The organism is Bradyrhizobium sp. Bra78 (assembly GCF_024519855.1).
GTDB classification, from domain to species: domain Bacteria; phylum Pseudomonadota; class Alphaproteobacteria; order Rhizobiales; family Xanthobacteraceae; genus Bradyrhizobium; species Bradyrhizobium japonicum_G.
Genome location: NZ_JALJRE010000001.1, coordinates 755,782 through 773,524, shown reverse-complemented (window position 1 = coordinate 773,524; position 17,743 = coordinate 755,782). Strand labels below are relative to the sequence as shown.

General features: G+C 61.3%; 10 protein-coding genes. 3 read left to right on the top strand and 7 right to left on the bottom strand.

Going from position 1 to position 17,743, the window contains the following annotated elements:
• Positions 1-560: 560 nt before the first annotated feature.
• Positions 561-1,277: a LuxR C-terminal-related transcriptional regulator gene (locus tag OC450_RS03590; RefSeq protein WP_211384719.1), complete on the bottom strand. Its 717-nt coding sequence runs from the start codon at positions 1,275-1,277 to the stop codon at positions 561-563.
• 1,949 nt (positions 1,278-3,226) lie between these two features.
• Here OC450_RS03590 and OC450_RS03585 point away from each other — a divergent pair.
• On the top strand, positions 3,227-3,940 hold the full coding sequence (locus OC450_RS03585) for a LuxR C-terminal-related transcriptional regulator (protein WP_249129144.1): 714 nt from the start codon (positions 3,227-3,229) through the stop codon (positions 3,938-3,940).
• 203 nt (positions 3,941-4,143) lie between these two features.
• Here OC450_RS03585 and OC450_RS03580 read toward each other — a convergent pair whose 3' ends face one another.
• The 6 genes from OC450_RS03580 to OC450_RS03555 form a co-directional block, all read right to left on the bottom strand.
• A complete protein-coding gene (locus OC450_RS03580; protein WP_211384717.1) occupies positions 4,144-5,568 on the bottom strand; it encodes an HlyD family type I secretion periplasmic adaptor subunit in 1,425 nt (474 codons plus the stop codon).
• Positions 5,555-8,203 carry a type I secretion system permease/ATPase gene (locus tag OC450_RS03575; protein ID WP_262047183.1) on the bottom strand — a complete coding sequence of 883 codons (2,649 nt, stop codon included), beginning with the start codon at positions 8,201-8,203 and terminating at the stop codon, positions 5,555-5,557. Before OC450_RS03575 ends, OC450_RS03580 begins: the two co-directional genes overlap by 14 nt.
• A gap of 110 nt (positions 8,204-8,313) precedes the next feature.
• A complete protein-coding gene (locus tag OC450_RS03570) occupies positions 8,314-10,662 on the bottom strand; it encodes a glycoside hydrolase family 16 protein (RefSeq protein ID WP_262047182.1) in 2,349 nt (782 codons plus the stop codon).
• 779 nt (positions 10,663-11,441) lie between these two features.
• Positions 11,442-12,500, bottom strand: a complete 1,059-nt coding sequence (galE, locus tag OC450_RS03565; RefSeq protein ID WP_262047181.1) for a UDP-glucose 4-epimerase GalE — start codon at positions 12,498-12,500, stop codon at positions 11,442-11,444.
• A 47-nt stretch (positions 12,501-12,547) separates the two neighbouring features.
• Positions 12,548-13,552: a glycosyltransferase family 2 protein gene (locus OC450_RS03560; protein ID WP_256806142.1), complete on the bottom strand. Its 1,005-nt coding sequence runs from the start codon at positions 13,550-13,552 to the stop codon at positions 12,548-12,550.
• Positions 13,549-14,772, bottom strand: a complete 1,224-nt coding sequence (locus OC450_RS03555; RefSeq protein WP_315986371.1) for a glycoside hydrolase 5 family protein — start codon at positions 14,770-14,772, stop codon at positions 13,549-13,551. The genes OC450_RS03560 and OC450_RS03555 overlap by 4 nt, the downstream gene beginning before the upstream one ends.
• A gap of 244 nt (positions 14,773-15,016) precedes the next feature.
• On the opposite strand from OC450_RS03555, the gene OC450_RS03550 reads away from it, so the two are divergent.
• Together OC450_RS03550 and OC450_RS03545 are read left to right on the top strand one after the other, a co-directional pair.
• Positions 15,017-16,135: a hypothetical protein gene (locus OC450_RS03550; protein ID WP_211384712.1), complete on the top strand. Its 1,119-nt coding sequence runs from the start codon at positions 15,017-15,019 to the stop codon at positions 16,133-16,135.
• An 8-nt stretch (positions 16,136-16,143) separates the two neighbouring features.
• Complete coding sequence (locus OC450_RS03545) at positions 16,144-17,706, top strand: hypothetical protein (protein WP_256806140.1); 1,563 nt, start codon at positions 16,144-16,146, stop codon at positions 17,704-17,706.
• Positions 17,707-17,743 lie beyond the last annotated feature (37 nt).

Sequence of the window (17,743 nt, the reverse complement as noted above, 5' to 3'; positions counted from 1 at the left end):
CATGTCATTTCGGCGACAGCCCCTTCGGATGCTCAAGCATCATGTTGCAGGCCTTCTCCGCCTCCGCGAAGGTTGAAATCGCGGAACCGCCAATCCGCGCACTCGCTTTCAGCTCAACCCAAGAATTTCAGTTCTCTTGGCAGGCCGACTACAGAGAAGCGGCCCTGACCGCTGGGGGCAGGGCAGGAAGGGCCAGGGCCGCCGCTCCCGATGTACCGATATCCAGTCAGCACACCGCTACACCTCTGCGATCGCATCTGGAGCCGATCTGTTGCCCGCGACTTCGCTTTACCTGACAACGGACAAATCGCGATCGACCCAGAGCTGCAGATGACGAATGATTACACTTCCCTCCCGCTACCTGGGCTGCGATTTCGGATCAGCCGCAAGTCCCGACGGACTACCCCATTTAGCTTCCCGGACACTAACCGCCAGTCAAGCAGCGCTTGAAATCAGTCTCCAGCCCTCAAGACTGTTCGTTCAAGCTGATCCGCTGTGCTGCCGGGGCGTCGCCGTGACAACATGCTTACATCACTGGCCGCGCCGATGCTGACCCAAAGTTACGACTCCCAGCGCTCGTCACTCGTCGGATTCAATCCGGCATGCGGCGCCTTCTCCCCGGAGGTGGTCGTACGATCATGTTGCAAGATGGCAATGGCCGCGAGCACCGTCCGATTGCTGATTTCAAGCTTCTGAAAGATGTTGTGAAGATGCTGTTTGATAGTGCCATCGGCAATGTTCAACCGCCGCCCGATTTCCTTGTTCGACAATCCTCTCGAGACCAGATGCACGATTTGACGCTCGCGGTACGTGAGGGTTGCCAGCATGTGTTCCGCATTCGTCCCCATTCCCTGCGGTGCCACGGGATCGGACGACGTCGGTGGCAACAAGCTGTGGCCATTAGCGATGCGCCGCAAGAACTCAACCAGCGCCTCAGGCTCCGTGTCCTTCAGGACAATGCTGCAGGTTGCGGGTGCGGCTTCCAGCACCATGGCGCAATCTTCACTTGAGCCAAGAAAGACCACATGTGTCGAACGACTTTCCAACGAACGATTTTCTGAAGTAGGGGTCGAAAGAACCATTAGTGCGGCGAACTCGGTCATTGCGGGATCGACGATCGCGATATCGGGAGCGAAGTTACGAATCGCTTCGACGCAGCTTGCAGCGTTCTTACAAGATGCAACGATTTCAAAATCGGCCAGGGCATCGAGCACGATACTCAGGCCCACCAAGACGATCGGATGCCGGTGTGCAATGACTACGCTGCTACGTCGCATTGGGCACTCCTCCGCCGAGGCCCCCCAATCTTAACGCGCCAAACCTGTTCCTATTTCTAACCCATAAAGGCAGGATCAGTTCAAATATCTCCCGAGACGACGGCATATTGCGACGCAACATCAGAGCAGGACGCCCCGGCTTTTCGTCCCAATATGCGCTGGAATGCCTCAAACCGTCTCGCGACCAGTCTGCAATGGCCCGAGATGAACCACGGCGCAATTGCGCAACGTGGGCACAGCCCTAAATCTCTTCCGCGCCAGGCCAGTATGACTACCGGCCAAGCCAACCGCCGCTATGGCCGGCGATGTTCCGTTTTGGCTTCACCTGCAACATGCAAAAACCTTGCCCTAGGACTCGGCAATGCCACTTGGCCCCGGCATCATCAACATGGCCACGGAGAAGCTCTGCGCAGCGCCGCCGAACCGCTTCCAGCCCACTGGCGTTGTTAGCCGATGGACCTGGCCACGATCCCAAAGCACCTTGGCCCAAGCTGAACGGCACGCCGCCGAAGGAAGGCGCCTTGTCGCTCGCCAAGAGACGCTGGGTTACGGACCTACATCAGCGCGGCCATGACGCCACGGACGCCCTCAAGATTTTAGGCACGCTGAGGGATACGCAGGCCATCCACGAACAGGACGTTCGGCGTCTTCGCGACGAACTAAACGCCGCTAGCCAGCCGTTGGCGTAGGCTGTTGCCCGTTATTTGGCAGCGAGCCTTAGCCGAGACGATCAAGTACCGCGAGCATCGCGTTTTCAGAGAATGCCCCACCTTCGGGATCAGTGAAAATCAGTTCGCCTTGACGGCCGTCTCGAAAACAACGGTCTTCAGAAGGAAGACGACAGACGCGATGCAAACAGTGAGGCTGCCCCAAGGTGAGCAATTTTGCTCAGATCTGGTCTGCCATGCATGACAAGAATGTCGGTGGCCGGAACGACATCAGAGGCTATGGATGATAAGCATCACACAGTGCCAAGAAGCTGCTGACCACTACTCTACACTTTTCCGTGAGGTTACCCCTTCTGAGGATCGCGCCGCCGTCCTCAAAAACATCGCCCGAACCTTGCGGGGTTTAGCCGGTCAGTTAGATAGACTGGCGTGCCTCGAGAGGAACAAGGAAGTCATAGCTGACAGATCAGCATCAGCGAAGCCTGGACCTCACGAGGCAAAGTCGATTGCGGCAGGCATCACTACGGCGAACGCCATGTAACCCAAAATAATCATGCCGTCGTAACTGCGAACCAAGGACGGCATAGGTGCTGAGTGTTGTGCAATAGCCATGACCAAATTCCCTATTCGAATTGCGCGCGCTCGATCGCGCCACATCTTGGGTTTGGTCTGAGAAAGCGCCGTGAAGCAATTCACAGCATCGGCGCACAAATTCCCGTCATTTCTTGTTAGTTGCATTCCATCAAATTGGTCCGCAGACAACCGCCCCCGGCTAAAATGCAGGGACGGCGCCTAACGCGCAGTTCAATTCCAGGCAGGTTCAAGCTCGCAACGTGCCGTGCCACCCAGAGACGGCGCGCGAAACGAGTTCCGCGAGGCCCGTCGGCCTGGACCTACCCCCGCGTCTATAACGAACGGCATATAGGCGATTGGAAATTCAACTAACATTATTAAAAGCCTAAAGAATACAAGATCGGTGGATTTGCCGATGGCGTTCGGGAAGGCTCGGAGTACTCAAGATAGCTAGAAGCTAGAACGGCCAACCATCAACAATGGCTGGTCATCCCTCGCCAGACTTAATTGATTTGCGTTTCTGTTGTGTCATTGCGTTGGCTGGAGGACCAAATGAGGAGGCATCAATCTCATGAGGTAGTTCTTATCGGAAAGAGCGTTTTAATTCGAGAAGGAATTGCCAGAATTTTGCACGCGGCGACTTTTCGCATCCCGATATCGGTCTCTCGCCCAGAGGAATTGCCAAGCTCACTTCAAGTAGAGAAACTGATGTTCCTCATCGTCCATACCGGCGATGGCTTCAGCGTGGCGATAGAACAAATCGGATTTGTGAAAGATCGGTACCCGGACGCGCGCATCGCGATCGTGTCCGACAATTATCGGCCAGTCGACCTTGCCTCCGCATTTCGAGCAGGGGCGAACGGCTACTTCGTGAACGTTAATTCGTGCGACGCATTCATCAAATCCGTCGAGCTCGTGACGATGGGCGAGACCGTCTTCCCGCCTGCATTCCTGTCATTCGCCCTTGATTCCAATCGCGCACGCGAAACGGCGGAGCCAAGCGAATGCGAACAAGCCATCCTCGCCGCTGCAGAGGACGCGATCCTTCCGCAGCTCTCTCCGCGAGAAAAGGCAATTCTATCCTGCCTTATCGAGGGTGATTCCAACAAGTGCGTCGCCAGAAAGATCAATATCGCCGAGGCCACCGTGAAAGTTCACGTCAAGGCGATCCTGCGCAAGATCCGGGTCCAGAACCGGACACAAGCGGCCATCTGGGGGATGAACCATGGGTCGCTGGTACGGCCGGCAAACGGTCGCGCCCCCTCAGCAGTCGATGCGGGCAGAGGGATCGCGAAGCCTATCGAGGCGATCTCCGAAATGGAGCCGGCTCCACTAGTTCCCGTCGTGGCACCCCCTATCGACGGCTTACTCCGCCAGGGCGTGGACCGGGGGAATCCCGCCGCGGTACGGTTCTACAAGTAGACGCAGGGGCTCGGAAACGAACTGCCGTCGCGCAAACGGTCATGCGGAGTAAAGGCTTAAGCCGCGACCCTTTCGTCGGCTTCGCGACGTCTAGACGCCGGCAGCGTGTTCCCCGCTGCTCCGGCATGAATGGTACTCGAGATCGCGCGGATACGCTCCTCGGGCTGACGACGCGGAGCGCACAGGCTGCGGGAGCCGGCCCTTTATCGCTCCCGCAGCGCCTCCTGCTTGTATCTCGCCAGCGGCGAGAGAAGGTAGCTGATGATCCTGCGCGTGCCCGTCTTGATCTCGACCGTCACCGCCATGCCGGGACCGAGCTTGACGAGCTTATCCTCCACCTGCATGTGCGTGCGGTCGAGTGAAATGCGCGCCGCATACTCTAGCTCCTGGCCTTTCGGCTCGCTGCTGCCTTGCGCCGTGCCGGGCGCGCGGTCGTTCGATCCGCCCTGCCTGTCCCGCGTGATCGCGTCGGTCGACACGCTGAGTACGTCCCCATGCAGGAGCCCATAGCGCGTGAAGTTGAACGTATCGATCTTGATCTCCGCCTTCTGTCCGGGATGCACGAAGCCGATGTCGCGATTGGACAGCATGGCCTCGATCTCAAGCTGACTCTCACTTGGAACCACGATGGCCAGCGCCTGTGCCGGCGTCACCACACCTCCCACCGTGTGAACCGCGAGCTGTTGCACGACGCCGTTGACCGGCGCGGTCAAATGCTGAAGCTTCGTGCGCCGGTCCGCCTTGACCACTTCCTGCGCGGCGCTCGCTGCCTTCTGCTCAGCTTTCGCGAGTGCGTCATAGGTGGCACGCCGATACTCCGCGGCGGTCCTTTCTTTCGTTTCCTTCAACAAGGCGATGGCAGCGTCGGCTTCGCGGAGCCGGCTCTGCTGGAGCACCAGATCCTGCTGAAGGCCGACCAGCTCCTGATACTCGGAGAGATAGACAACCTTCGAGGCCAAGGCCTTGTCGACGAGATTCTTGCGAATGTCGACTCGCTCCTGGAGCACCGGTATCGTCGCCTGGAGCTTCGCCGCGCTCGCCGACGTGGTCGCCCTCTCCGCTTCCTTCTGACCTTGCTGGCGCTCGATCTCGGCGAGCTTGGCGCTCTGCTCAGCGCGCTGGCTGATCAGAAACTGGCGATGCATCTCGATCTCCGCGGCACTTGCGCCCGGCGGTGATCGGAAAGCGCCAAGCGGATCGTCGCTGAGCGCTGCGCGCAGCCGCGCAACGTCGAGTTCGGCTGCGACGAGATCGCTTCTCTGGCGCTCCTGATCGGCCTCCGTCATCGTTGGGTCAAGCTCGATCAGAACGTCGCCGGCTTTGACGCTCTGTCCGTCTCGGACGTGGATGGCGCGGACAACACCCGTCTCGAACGGCTGGATCAGCTTTGTACGGCCACCAGGCACGATCTTGCCCGTCGCAGTGGCGACGATATCGACGCTGCCGAATGATGCCCACAACAGCGCGACGCAAAAGACTGCGATGATGCTCGCCCCGATCGCGCGACCGATCGGCGATGGCGGCGATTCGGTGATCTCGAGCGCCGCGGGCAGAAATGCGATCTCGTGCTCACGCCGTCGAATCTCGGCTCTCGGAAACGGAACGACATTTCGGCTAGCGGACGTCATGGATACCGGCCTGCAGATAATGAAGGTTTGCGTAACGCCCATTCGAGCGGATCAGCTCATCATGGCTTCCGTCCTCGACGATGCGGCCATGCTCGAGAGTGACGATCCGGTTCGCATTGCGCACGGTCGAGAGCCGATGAGCGATGACGAATACAGTCCGACCGGCGGCAATCCGTTTCATGTTCTGCTGGATGGCGCGCTCGCTTTCGTAATCGAGCGCGCTGGTCGCCTCGTCGAGGATAAGAATGCGGGGGTTGGTAATGAGTGCGCGAGCGATCGCGACACGCTGGCGCTGCCCGCCGGATAAACTGCTTCCGCGTTCACCCACGATGGTGTCGTAGCCCTCGGGCAGCTCCAGGATGAAGTCGTGAGCGCCGGCGAGCGCCGCCGCCTCGATGACGCGCTCCATGGGCATGGCCGGGTCGGCGAGCGCAATGTTCTCGCGGATCGAGCAATTGAAGAGCACGTTCTCCTGCAAAACCACGCCGATCTGGCGCCGAAGCCAGGTCAGGTCGACCGTCGCGAGGTCAACGCCGTCGACCAGCACGCGTCCGCTCTCCGGCACGTAGAGACGCTGGATCAACTTGCCGATGGTGCTCTTGCCCGAGCCCGAAGAGCCAACGATACCGACGACCTGGCCGGGCTCGACGCCGAAGGACACATCGTGCAGCACTTCGGGGCCGTCGACGCGGTAGCGGAAGGTTACGTGCTCGAATGTGACCTTGCCGCGGATCGCCGGCAGCGCGGCGCGGGCCGAACTGAAGCTTGGCTCTGGCATGGTGTTGAGGATGTCGCCCAGACGATCGACCGACAAACGGGCCTGATGGAAATCCTGCCAGATCTGCGCGAGCCGAAGTACCGGCATGCTCACCCGCGCCGCCAGCATATTGAACGCGACCAGTTCGCCGACGGTCAGGTCACCGCCGATCACGAGCCTGGCGCCGAAGTAGAGCGTTGCGACGGTGACCAGCTTGTTGATCATCTGAACCGCTTGGCTCGCCGTATTGTTCAGGCTGAGCACGCGGAAGCTCGCACCTACATAGCCGGCGAGTTGCTCTTCCCAGCGGCGTTGCATCTGCGGTTCGACCGCCATCGCCTTCAGCGTCTCGATGCCCGTGACGCTCTCGACCAGGAAGGCCTGGTTCTCCGAGCCGCGATTGAACTTCTCATCGAGGCGTCGGCGAAACAGCGGCGCGGCGCTGGCGGAAATTCCGATGTAGAAGGGGAACGAGGCCAGAACGATCAGCGTCAACGGCGTCGAATAGTAGAACATCACCGCAAGGAAGACGACGGTGAACAGGAGATCGACGACGAGTGTGAGCGCCGAGCTCGTCAGGAACTGGCGGATGTTCTCGAGCTCGCGAACGCGTGCGACCGAATCGCCAACACGGCGTGTCTGGAAGTATGCGATCGGCAACGCCATCAGGTGACGAAACAATCGAGCGCCGAGCTCTACATCGATGCGGTTCGTCGTGTGCGCGAAGAGATAGACGCGCAACGTGCCGAGAACAGTCTCGAACAACGTCAACGCAACGAGGCCCGCGACCAGAACATCGAGCGTGCTGATGCTTCGATGCACGAGCACCTTGTCGATGACGACCTGGAAAAACAACGGCGCGACGAGGGCAAAGACCTGAAGGAAGAAAGACGCGATCAGAACTTCGCCGAGAAGACGGCGATACTTGTGGACCGCACCGAGAAACCAGCTGATATCGAATCGCCGGGAGAGATCCGTCAGGGCGGCGCGTCGGGTCATCAGGATGATGTCGCCGTCCCAGACGGCCTCGAGTTCGGCCTGAGTCACGGATTCGGGTCGTGGAGACAATGGGCGTTGAACAAGAAGCTTGTCGTCGATGACCTTGCCCAGGATCAGGAAGCTGCCGTCGCGCAGCACGGCAATTGCCGGCAGCGGCGTGACGGCAAGCCTGTTCCAGCCCGACCGCTGTGCTTGAGCCTTGAGCCCGAACTCCCTCGTACTGCGCAGGATTTCGGTCACACCGACCCGAGACGTGCCCATGCGATGCCGAATCTGCTCCGGGTCGGCCGCGATGCCATGGCAACGCAGCAGTATCGCCACCGCGATGAGCCCAGACTCATCGCCATCCGCAGGCTCAGGAACCGGCTCATGGACGGGCATATCGCGACGAAGGGCGGAAAAGGCATGCGTCAGGACGTCACCGGCACGGCCAACCACATCACGCCCGAGCGCAATCAGACCGGCAAAGGCATGATGCGCCCGACCGGCGAGGCTTTGAGATCCGGTCAGGATCAAGCGGCCGTCCCAGATCTCTTCAAATTCCGCACGCGGCATCAACGTCGGATGTGTCGAGGTCGGATGCAACACGAGCGCCGCATCGTCCTCGACCTTCCCGAGCAGCAGAAATCCGCCATCACGCAGCGCTGCGATTCCGGGCAAGCTGATGCCTGCGAGCTCTTTCCAATGTGTCGTGCGCGAACCGACCTTCAGTCCGAAATCGCGGGCGCAGCGAAGCATCGCACGGATGCCGATTTCACTCTCCCCGCAACGGTAGCGGATCTGGTCGGATTCGGCATTCACGCCATGAAGGCGCAAGAACAGAGCCAGGGATCGAAGCCCGAGATCTGCGGCATGGGCATTTCCATTCTGGATCGCCATTTTTTACTCAACCCTTCGCGGCTACCGGCCGCGTACGATGTTCCTTCTCATGCATTCACAAACATAGACGGAGCCGCACCCCAGGCGTTGAGCCTGGGTGCGGCGGAGCACTAATGTTGCGGTCGGGCCAGCAACGGTTCGTGACCCCAGCCGATCGCTTGCGAGACAGCCGCCACGATTTGGCCGGAATCCACCTGGCCGGTGTGAGCGGCCAGATACTGGTTCAGCAGCGCAAAACTCTGGCTTGCCATGGACGCCGTCGTCGTGCCGCTCGCAGCCGGATGATCTGCCACAGTGATCGGCTGCGGCGCGGTCGTTGCCAGGGTGTTGGTGGCCGGGTCCACATGTTGCTGGAGCAGTGCAGAGGCCCGGCTTGCCAAGACCACCGTGCTTGCAGTGGTCGGCTGCGGATGATTCGCAAAGTCGACCGTCTGCGGCGCCATCGGAGCCACGGCCGTCGCGGTGGCAGCAGGCTGATGATCCGTCGCGGTGTGTTGGTGGTGCGACGACGTTGTGGTCGTGACGTCTGCGGGTCGAGGATCCGTCACCGTGATGGTCTGCGGCGAAGCCGTCGAAACCGCGCCGGTTGACGGATCCGTTGCACTTGCCGTCAGCGAAAGTGTCGCAACCGGCTGACCCCCGCCCCGATATTGCGAGGTCAGTGTCAGTCCGCTGTCGACCTGCGCGGCCGTCAGGGTGATGTTTTTCCCCGTGAAGGTCCGACCATCCAGCTTGTCGGTAATCGACTCATATCTCGGCAACCCCGTGATGTTCACGGTCACGAGATCGTTGGCGTCGGTCGTCGTTACCTTGGCCCCGAGATCGACGGTACCACCTCTCCCGGCCACCCAGAGCGAGTTATCCGCGATAGTGAGGACTGGCGTGGTCGCCGATGGGGTCGACGGCGACGTTGGCGTCGATGACGTCGGGTCGACCTGCAGACCGGAGAACGTCTTCACGGCGCCAGCGAGATTCGCAGCGACACCGCTCGCGTCCTTGATGGTCGCACCGCTCGGAAGATTGACCCCGATGATGGCGAGCGCCGAGGTGCTGGTGTTGGTCGAGGCGACCGTGGTCTTGAAGGTGAGCGTGCCCGTGCCCGAACCACCGGCATAAGTGGCCGTGCCGCCGTCATTGAGCGACAGCGTGGGCGTACCCGTCACGGTCACGGCCTCGTTGAAGCCGAGCGACAGCGTAATCGTGTCTCCCACGTGCTCGGTGCCGGTTGTCGGAGAAGCCGTAGCCTGTGTCACCGCCGGCAAGATTGGATCGATCTGGAGACCGGTGAACGTCTTCACGGCGCCAGCGAGGTTCGCAGCGACGCCGCTCGCGTCCTTGATGGTCGCACCACTCGGAAGATTGACGCCGGTGATGGCGAGCGCCGAGGTATCCTTGTCGGTGGACGCAACTGTGGAGCGGAAAGTGAGCGTACCTGTGCCCGAACCACCCACATAGGTGGCGGTATTGCCGTCATTGAGCGACAGCGTCGGCGTACCCGTCACCGTCACGGCCTCGTTGAAGGCGAGCGACAGAGTGATGGTATCGCCGGCATGCTCGATGCCCGTTGCGGGAGAAGCCGTGGCCTGCGTCACCGCCGGCTGGACCGTCGGCTGCGTCGTGGCCGTGACGTTCGCACCCGTGACGGTTTCGCCACTCCCTGCTTTTTGATAGAGCTGGATCGCGTCGATCTGCATCGGCATCGAGGAAGGGGTCGAGCTGTCAAGAGCCGTATGCCATCCGGTCGTGTTGGAATTAGCGACCTGATTGTCCATGATCAATTCCATCGGCTCATTCGGGATCGGCACCTGCGCGCTGGTCACCTGTGCGATCTGCTTCCCATCGAGGTACCAGGTGATCGATTTCCCGGGCTGCCAGTCGATGGCATAGGTGTGGAAGGCCGCCGTCAGGTCGACGCCGGTGTCGACGGTGCCGCCGACGGTCCCGGAGGGCGTATGAAGATGCCAACTGAAGGCCTGGTTTGCAGGGCCGGAGCCGGTATATCCACCCTCCTGGATATCGATTTCGAAATTATCGCCACTGCTGCCCGCGCCTTTGCCCGGCATCAGCCAGAGGCCCGGCCACGCACCATCGCCGCTCGGCGCCTTCATGCTGATCTGAAGATAGCCGCCATTGAATTCGAAGTTGCCGTAGCTGCTGACCGTGCCAGACGTGATCGGGAATGTCTGTTGCGTCCCCTGGTTCATGCCGGACACCGACTGCCGGATCGCCGTGAGATCCAATACTCCATTGTTCACGGTCACCTGGCTCGGCATGAAGTAGTCGGCGTCATACGGACCGCCGACCCCGCTACCGCCTGATCCGTAGCTGTTCCACGGCCAGCCGTTGGCGGCGTTGCTGGTGATGTAATTGTGCCAGTAGCTGTCGAGCGTCGTGCCGGAGAAGTCTTCCTGGAAGATGAGATCGCTCGAAGTATAGCCCGCAGGTGCGGAAAGGGTCATTCCGGTATCCTCTTGACGTTGATAACAGGGAATTCCACTGCCGCTGCGTGAACGCGCGCGACATACCGCATGCTCGCAAGCTCTGCTTGGCGAACAGATTTCAGTGCAGTGGGTTTTTGAAAGCGCCCCCCCGACTGCTGGGAGGGTAGGTATTAATGAAACATGGCGAAAAAAGTTTCGAAATGTGATTTCTAAACGCGGATACAGGCATACGTTGGTATGCCGTGCAGGCCATTCTAGACCGGATTACCGGCGACCGCTTTCGGCCCGCGTGATCGTGCGTCCATTTCCCACGCGCGAGCCGCTGTTTCCGGATTTGATGACATCGCGGTCGAAGCGCCCCAAACTGTCAAAGATGCGCGAAACAAACGCACACGCGCCAATCGATCCTAGTGCATTGGTGCGCGGACACTCCGCCGCCGCTTGGGTCGATGCTGCGGATCGTCAAATTTGAGCTCAGCGACCAGTCGCCAAAGCTGAACCTCATGACCGTCCGCTAACTGCCCGGCCCGCTTGGTTGCGGACGCGTCGTCTGGGCAGTAAAGGTTGACCACGCCCCCCAACCGGCCGTGTTCGTCCAGAACGTATGCACGATAGTGTGGCATCGCAAATTCCCATACGCGACGGCATCTTACCTGCAGGCTTGCTCTGCGGCGTGGAGATTTCGGGTCATTGCGAGCTACCTCTGATGGGCGGTTTACTTGCGGCGGCGGCTCGCCTCGAACTCCACTCTTGCTGTCAGGCCCTCGGTGCTCGCCAACCACCTCGGGCGTGCGAGTTCAGCCATGACGGCGGAGATGCCTGGACCGCTCCCGAACCTTCGGAAGCTCGCTACGCTGATAGCCGTTGGGGTTCTGCAATTGCCAACGCCAATGGTCCTCACACATTTGCTGCAACGACCGCGTCGATGTCCAGCCCAGCGCGTCCTTCGCAAAGGTAGGGTCGGCATAGCAGACGGCGACATCACCGGCCCGGCGCGGCCCGATTTCATAGGGGACCGATCGCCCACTCGCTGCCTCAAATGTGCGAATGACCTCCAGAACGCTGCTGCCGCAACCCGTTCCAAGATTGACCGTGAGCACACCGGGCTGTGTGAGGTGGCGCAAGGCACTCAAATGTCCGGATGCGAGATCGACCACATGAATGAAGTCGCGGATTCCAGTCCCATCGGGCGTGTCATAGTCGTTTCCCCAGATCTGCAGCTTCTCCCGCCGTCCAATCGCTACCTGCGCCACGAACGGTAGCAGGTTGCTGGGAACGCCCAGTGGGTCTTCTCCGACGAGCCCGCTTTCGTCCGCGCCAACCGGATTGAAGTAGCGCAGATTGCCGATCCGCCAACCGTCGTCGGACCTGCAGAGATCCTTCAGCATTTCTTCGATGACGAGCTTTGTGCGGCCGTACGGATTGGTCGGACCGAGGGGATGCTTCTCGTCGAGCGGCAAGTATCTCGGCAACCCGTAAACGGTCGCAGACGAGCTGAAGACGAGAGTCTTTACATGCGCCCTCCTCATGGCCGACACCAGCCGCATCGTTCCCAGGACGTTGTTTTCGTAATACATCATGGGCCGTACGTTGGAATCGCCCACCGCCTTCAGCCCTGCGAGGTGAATGACCGCAGTCACTCTGCAGGCATGGAGGATGTCGCGGAGTACCTCTTCATTCCGGATATCGGCGTGCCGAAAAACGAGCGAACGTCCGCAGATGGATTGCACGCGCTCGAGCGAGGCCTTGTTGCTGTTGGAGAGATTGTCGACCGCGACGACGTCGAACCCGGCGTCCAGCAACGCGATACAGACGTGGGATCCGATATAGCCGGCACCTCCGGTCACCAAGATCATCTCGGACACCTTCCGCATTCGCTAACCGGGCCTCAGTACGACGCCAGCTATGCTCTCCAGACCCAGACCCGCGATAACACCTGCTGCGACAACGCTTCCGCGGCTCCGCCTAGGCGGGTCGTGGCGTAGGCGAACGCGGTAAGAGCGAAGCCCGCGACAATCGCTCCGGCCCGACGCGCGGCGCCGACCTTGCCGCGCATGGCTGCCCTCAAATCGCTTGCGACCGCGCGCGGCAACACGTCCCTGACGTAGCGGCCTTCCGCTCCGAGGCCATCTTTGGACCCTGCGAGACCCGTCAAGACCGCCTTGGCGGTGCCCTCCACCAAACAGCGGTGGACGAAGTATTTCCATGTCGTACGCTGGGCAGGCACCGCGTGATGCACCCGTGCACCGAGCCGATAAGCCCAGTAGCCTCCAGGGTGAAGGCGGGTAGCCCGGATGCAGAACTCCGTCTCTTCGCAGCTTTCGGCCTTGCCGCCGATCCTCGCGCGGCCGCTGACGGAAAATCCGAGCTTGCGGCGTCCGAGCTCCGACGTGAAGCCACCTGCGCGCCGCAGCACGTCGGCACGCACCGACATGTTGGCGCCGATCGGATTGCGGATACGGCCGTCCTGCACATGCATGCCCGTGTAGGTGCAGCCGACGACCCAGCGGAATTCACCCGGAAACCAGGGGGGCGGTGGCGCCTGCCACAGTGGCTCGACCGGGCCGCCTGCTCCGAGCGCGGCTGGATCCTTGTAGGCCTCCAGCAGTTCCTCCAGCCAGTGCGGATCGGCGGCGGCATCGTCGTCAAGAAAGGCGATCACAGGCGCCGTGATGTATTCCGCCCCAGTCATGCGTCCGCCCGACAAGCCCGCTTGCTTGGCATTGGCTAGGACGGTCACACCGGCAAGCTCTCGTGCTGCGCGCTCTCGCAAGGCATCGTTGTTGTCCACCACGACGACGATTTCGCGCGGGGCACGCGTTTGGTTGCGGACAGATTGGACGGCGCGTGTCAGCTCGTCCCAGCGGTCGAGCGTATGCGCGCAGATCACGACGGAAGCTTCGATCATCGGATGCTCCCGGTGGTCTCCCGGATCCGCGCCGTCCGCTCCGCTGCTTTGAATATGTTCCAGATCGTGCTTCCATCGTTACGGATATCGAACTGGTCGTGCTCGTCGACGGGATAGCGTCCGCTGTCCTGCCGCGACACCAGCCGCCACACCATCCAGCCGGCGCAGTTTGGATCGCGCGCAAGCGTGTCAAGCCACATCGCGTAAGCCTCGGCCGAGCCGGGGTTGGAGCGGGCATAGCCGAATTCCTCCAGTAGGACCGGCTTCTTCGCACGCGCTGCCAGCTGGCAAAACTCGGTAATCGTGTCGTTGAATTGCTTGACGGTCAGCTTGTAGAAGAGCGGGTAGCCGTGCCAGGTCCCGAAATCGAGAGTCGGAATCGTCAGATCGGATAGCTTCGCGTCGACGTTCGCGTGCCCCGAGCTGACGAGGTGATTGGGATCGAGCGACTTTACGTAGGCCGACATCTCGGCAGTCCAGGCCAAACGCAAGGCCTCTGGCTGCGCATTGCCCTCGTTCATCAGCTCCCAGCCCATGATGGTCGGATCATCCCGGTAGGCGAGCCCTGTGAGCGGGTTGACCCGCTGCACGACATGGCTGACCCAGCTCTTGTAGTCGCGCTTCGTGCGAGGATCCTTGAAGAAAAATCCGGACTTGTCCTGGCTCCCATACCAAGCCCGCATCTGCTGGGCGCCGCCCGTGTAAGCCCAGAAATCCAGGAAGGCGATGACTAGCCTCAGGCGTCGCTTGCCCGCTTCGGCAATGAGGAAGTCAACCTTCTGCATACCGTTCGCGCCGTCATTGATCGCCATCTCACCAGCGCGAGCGTCCCAGTAGAGTAGGTACGTACCCCTGACCGCGAGATCATTGGCATCGCCATCAGCCTTCCAGTTCCAGATCGTTGCGTTTCTTCCATCGAGCGACCCAACTACCGGCTGGAGGAACGTACGGACTACATTGGCGCCCATGGCCACCGCGTCGTCGAGAACACGCGTCACCTCGTTCCGCGAGCCGAAGGTCAGATAATGGTTGTTGACGCCGACAACGAAGAACTGCCGGCCGTCGACCGTGAAATCCGTTCCGGAAGTTTTGACGAAGGACGTTGCCGACATATCGTGCGCGACGCTCACGGATTCCGGGGCAAACAGCAACGCGAGCACCAGCACACGCATTCCGGCGTCGCGCAGCCCGTCTCTCGCCCGTTGCCAGTCGACAATCATATCTCCACGTGACCTTCGCCCGAGGCCGAACGCAACCGCCCCGAAGGATTACCTCCACTGGCGTCGCACGATCCGTCGCCGATGAGGCATAGTGGCGCTTTGCCGGTTCCGGTCGTTTCGGTAGAGCCCAGCGGTGTCAATAACCAACCAAATGTCCGGCTCGTCGGAGCGGCGCGTCCCCGCTGTCGTAATCGGTGGCGAGCTGAACGGCCTCGGAGTGTGCCGCAGCCTTGCGGTGGGCGGGATGCCCATCTGGGTGGTCGACTGCAAGCGCTCGAACCCGGCGCTGTGGTCACGCTACGCCCATCAGGTCCTCACGGACACCCTGCACGGTCCAGGCTTCATTGACTTTCTGCGTGATCTACAACGCCGGCTCGGTAAGCCGCCCTTCCTGGTCGTCACGGACGAGTTGGCACTGCTCACGATTTCGGAACATCGTAAAGAGCTCGAGAGACTCTATCGTTTCCGATTGCCGGCTCACGGGACGGTTCTCATGCTGCACGACAAAGCCAGGTTTCACGAGAGCGCCGGCCTGCACGGCTGGCCGATACCGAACGGCGTGGTCGTGCGGGCTCTCACGGACGTCCAGAAAATCGCGACACTCCGCCTGCCGATGATTCTGAAGCCGGCTGACAAGCGCCACGTCCATGAAGGACACGCTCCCCGCCTGCTCACTGCGCACAGTCACGCCGACGCAATCGCGACGGCCGAGAGGTTGCTGGCTCAGGCCGGCGAGGTCCTGGTGCAGGAAACCATCGAGGGACCGGACGACAACATCTACTTCTGCCTGTTCTACCGGGGCCGCGACCGTGAGACGCTCGGCCTGTTCACCGGACAAAAGCTCGCCAGCACACCGCCGGGCAGCGGCAGCACGGCCTTCTGTACGGCTTCGACCAACGAGGAGCTGGAGCGCACGACGAAAGGCATTCTCGATCAGGTGAACTACTTCGGATTTGGTGGCATCGAATACAAGCGGGATGCCAGGAGCGAACGCTTCCTGATCATCGAGCCGACGGTCGGGCGCACCGACTGGCAGGAGGAGGCGGCGACGCTCGCCGGGGTCAACATCCCGCTGATAGCTTATCGGCACGAGCTCGGCCTGCCGCCCCTTCCTGACGGCCCGATCGACGGCCGAATGGTGTGGCAGAGTTCCTGGATCGAGCGGATCCGCCTGGGTGCGACACCGATCCCGCCTCGGTCCGTTGTGGTGGATGGCTACTGGCGCCGCGACGATCCGCTGCCAGCACTCGCGCACTATCCGCGCAACGCGGCACACGGCGTAGCCTTGCATCTGCAACCTTGGATTGCGGAGTCGCAGCGGAAACTTGGCGCCGCCACGTGCCGGCGTCCTTCGGAGGCGTGAGACCAACAATGCGCATCTGCCTGTATCTCGATCCGTCTCGACTTTTTCGCTGGCATCAGTGGCTGGCGGAGGCGCTTGCCGGGACGCCCGGCAACGAGGTCTCCTGCGCGTTCGCAACCACCCGACGCCCGCTCCCGTCGATGTGCCGTCTTCTGATCGACCTCGAACGGCTGATCCATGGCTTTGGCGCGAACCGCGCCACCGATCCCGTCGAAACGGCGCTGCGGTCCCTGCCGACGGCTCCGGCCGGGGATGTCGATGTGGTGATCAATTTCAGCGGAGAGGAGCCGCTCACGGGAGGAGGACGTCTGCTGACGCCACTCTTCAACGGCGTACCCGGCGAGATCGGCGTCATGACCGCGCTCGCCAATGACCAGGACCTCCTCATCGACCTACACGACACGGCTTTCCCCTCGGGCTCATGGACGGCGCGACCGGCCCGTTTGGACCGCGACGTGTTCGCAGCAGGCCTCGACAGCGCGCTCTCCTGCGCTGTGGTGCTGATCCTCAAGGCCTTGCGCGAGGAAGCCGGTGGGACCGCGTCCGATGTCCGCGCCGCCCTGACAACCACCCGGTGCCTTGGCGCGTTTTCGGCCCTCGCATTTGCGACCAGCACCGTGGCATCGAAGGCAATCAGGTTCCTGGATGTCCTGGCGCGGGGCGGCAAGACGTGGGGAATCGGCTGGCGCTTCGACGAAAACGCCAGCCTGCTCGACAAGGGTAACGCAGGCTTTCGTGTCCTCACTTCGCACGCCAATGGCTATCTTGCCGACCCGTTCCCGTTTCGACATCAGGGTCGGGATTACATCTTTGTCGAACAGTATCTCAACACCAAGAGCCGGGGATGCATTGCGGTCGTGACAGCGGACCGGAATGGAACCACCACCCCACCACAGATCGTCGTCGAGGAACCGCATCATCTGTCCTACCCATTCGTATTCGAGCAGGACGGACAGATCTGGATGATTCCGGAATCAGGGGCGGCCAGGAGTGTGAGCCTCTACAGGGCCGTGGAATTCCCACATCGATGGACGCGCGAAGCCTGCCTCGTCGAAGGCATCGAGTGTTACGACACCACACCGCTGCAGCATGCGGGCGCCTTCTGGTTCTTCGTCAGTCGAAGGGTGTGGGGATCGACGTCCTGGGATGTCCTCAGCATCTACCGTGCCGAGAGCCTGACAGGAGTATGGACGCCCCAGGCAGAAGACCCAGTGCTGATCGATGCAACACTTAGCCGTCCCGCAGGCGCCTTCATCCGGCAAGGCGGGCGCACGCTACGCCCGGTCCAGGATTGCTCGCGCTACTATGGCGGCGCGGTGACATTTTGCCAGATCGATGCGCTCGACCGGTCGAAGTTTGTGCAGACTCCGGTCGGCCGCATCACGTCCGGAGCGTTCGGGTGCCACACGTACAACCGCCAGTCCGGCCTGGAGGTTGTCGACCTGTTCGGTCACGTCGGCGGCCTACGGGAAGTTACAGTCACCTATGGTCCGCTCTCATCCCGCCCATCGATCGCCTATGACCAAACTCCTGCACCGGTCGATTCGGATTTTGCGACGTTGCGAAAGTAGTTGCACGGCAACCCCGAGTTCCGCGGCCGAGGGAAGC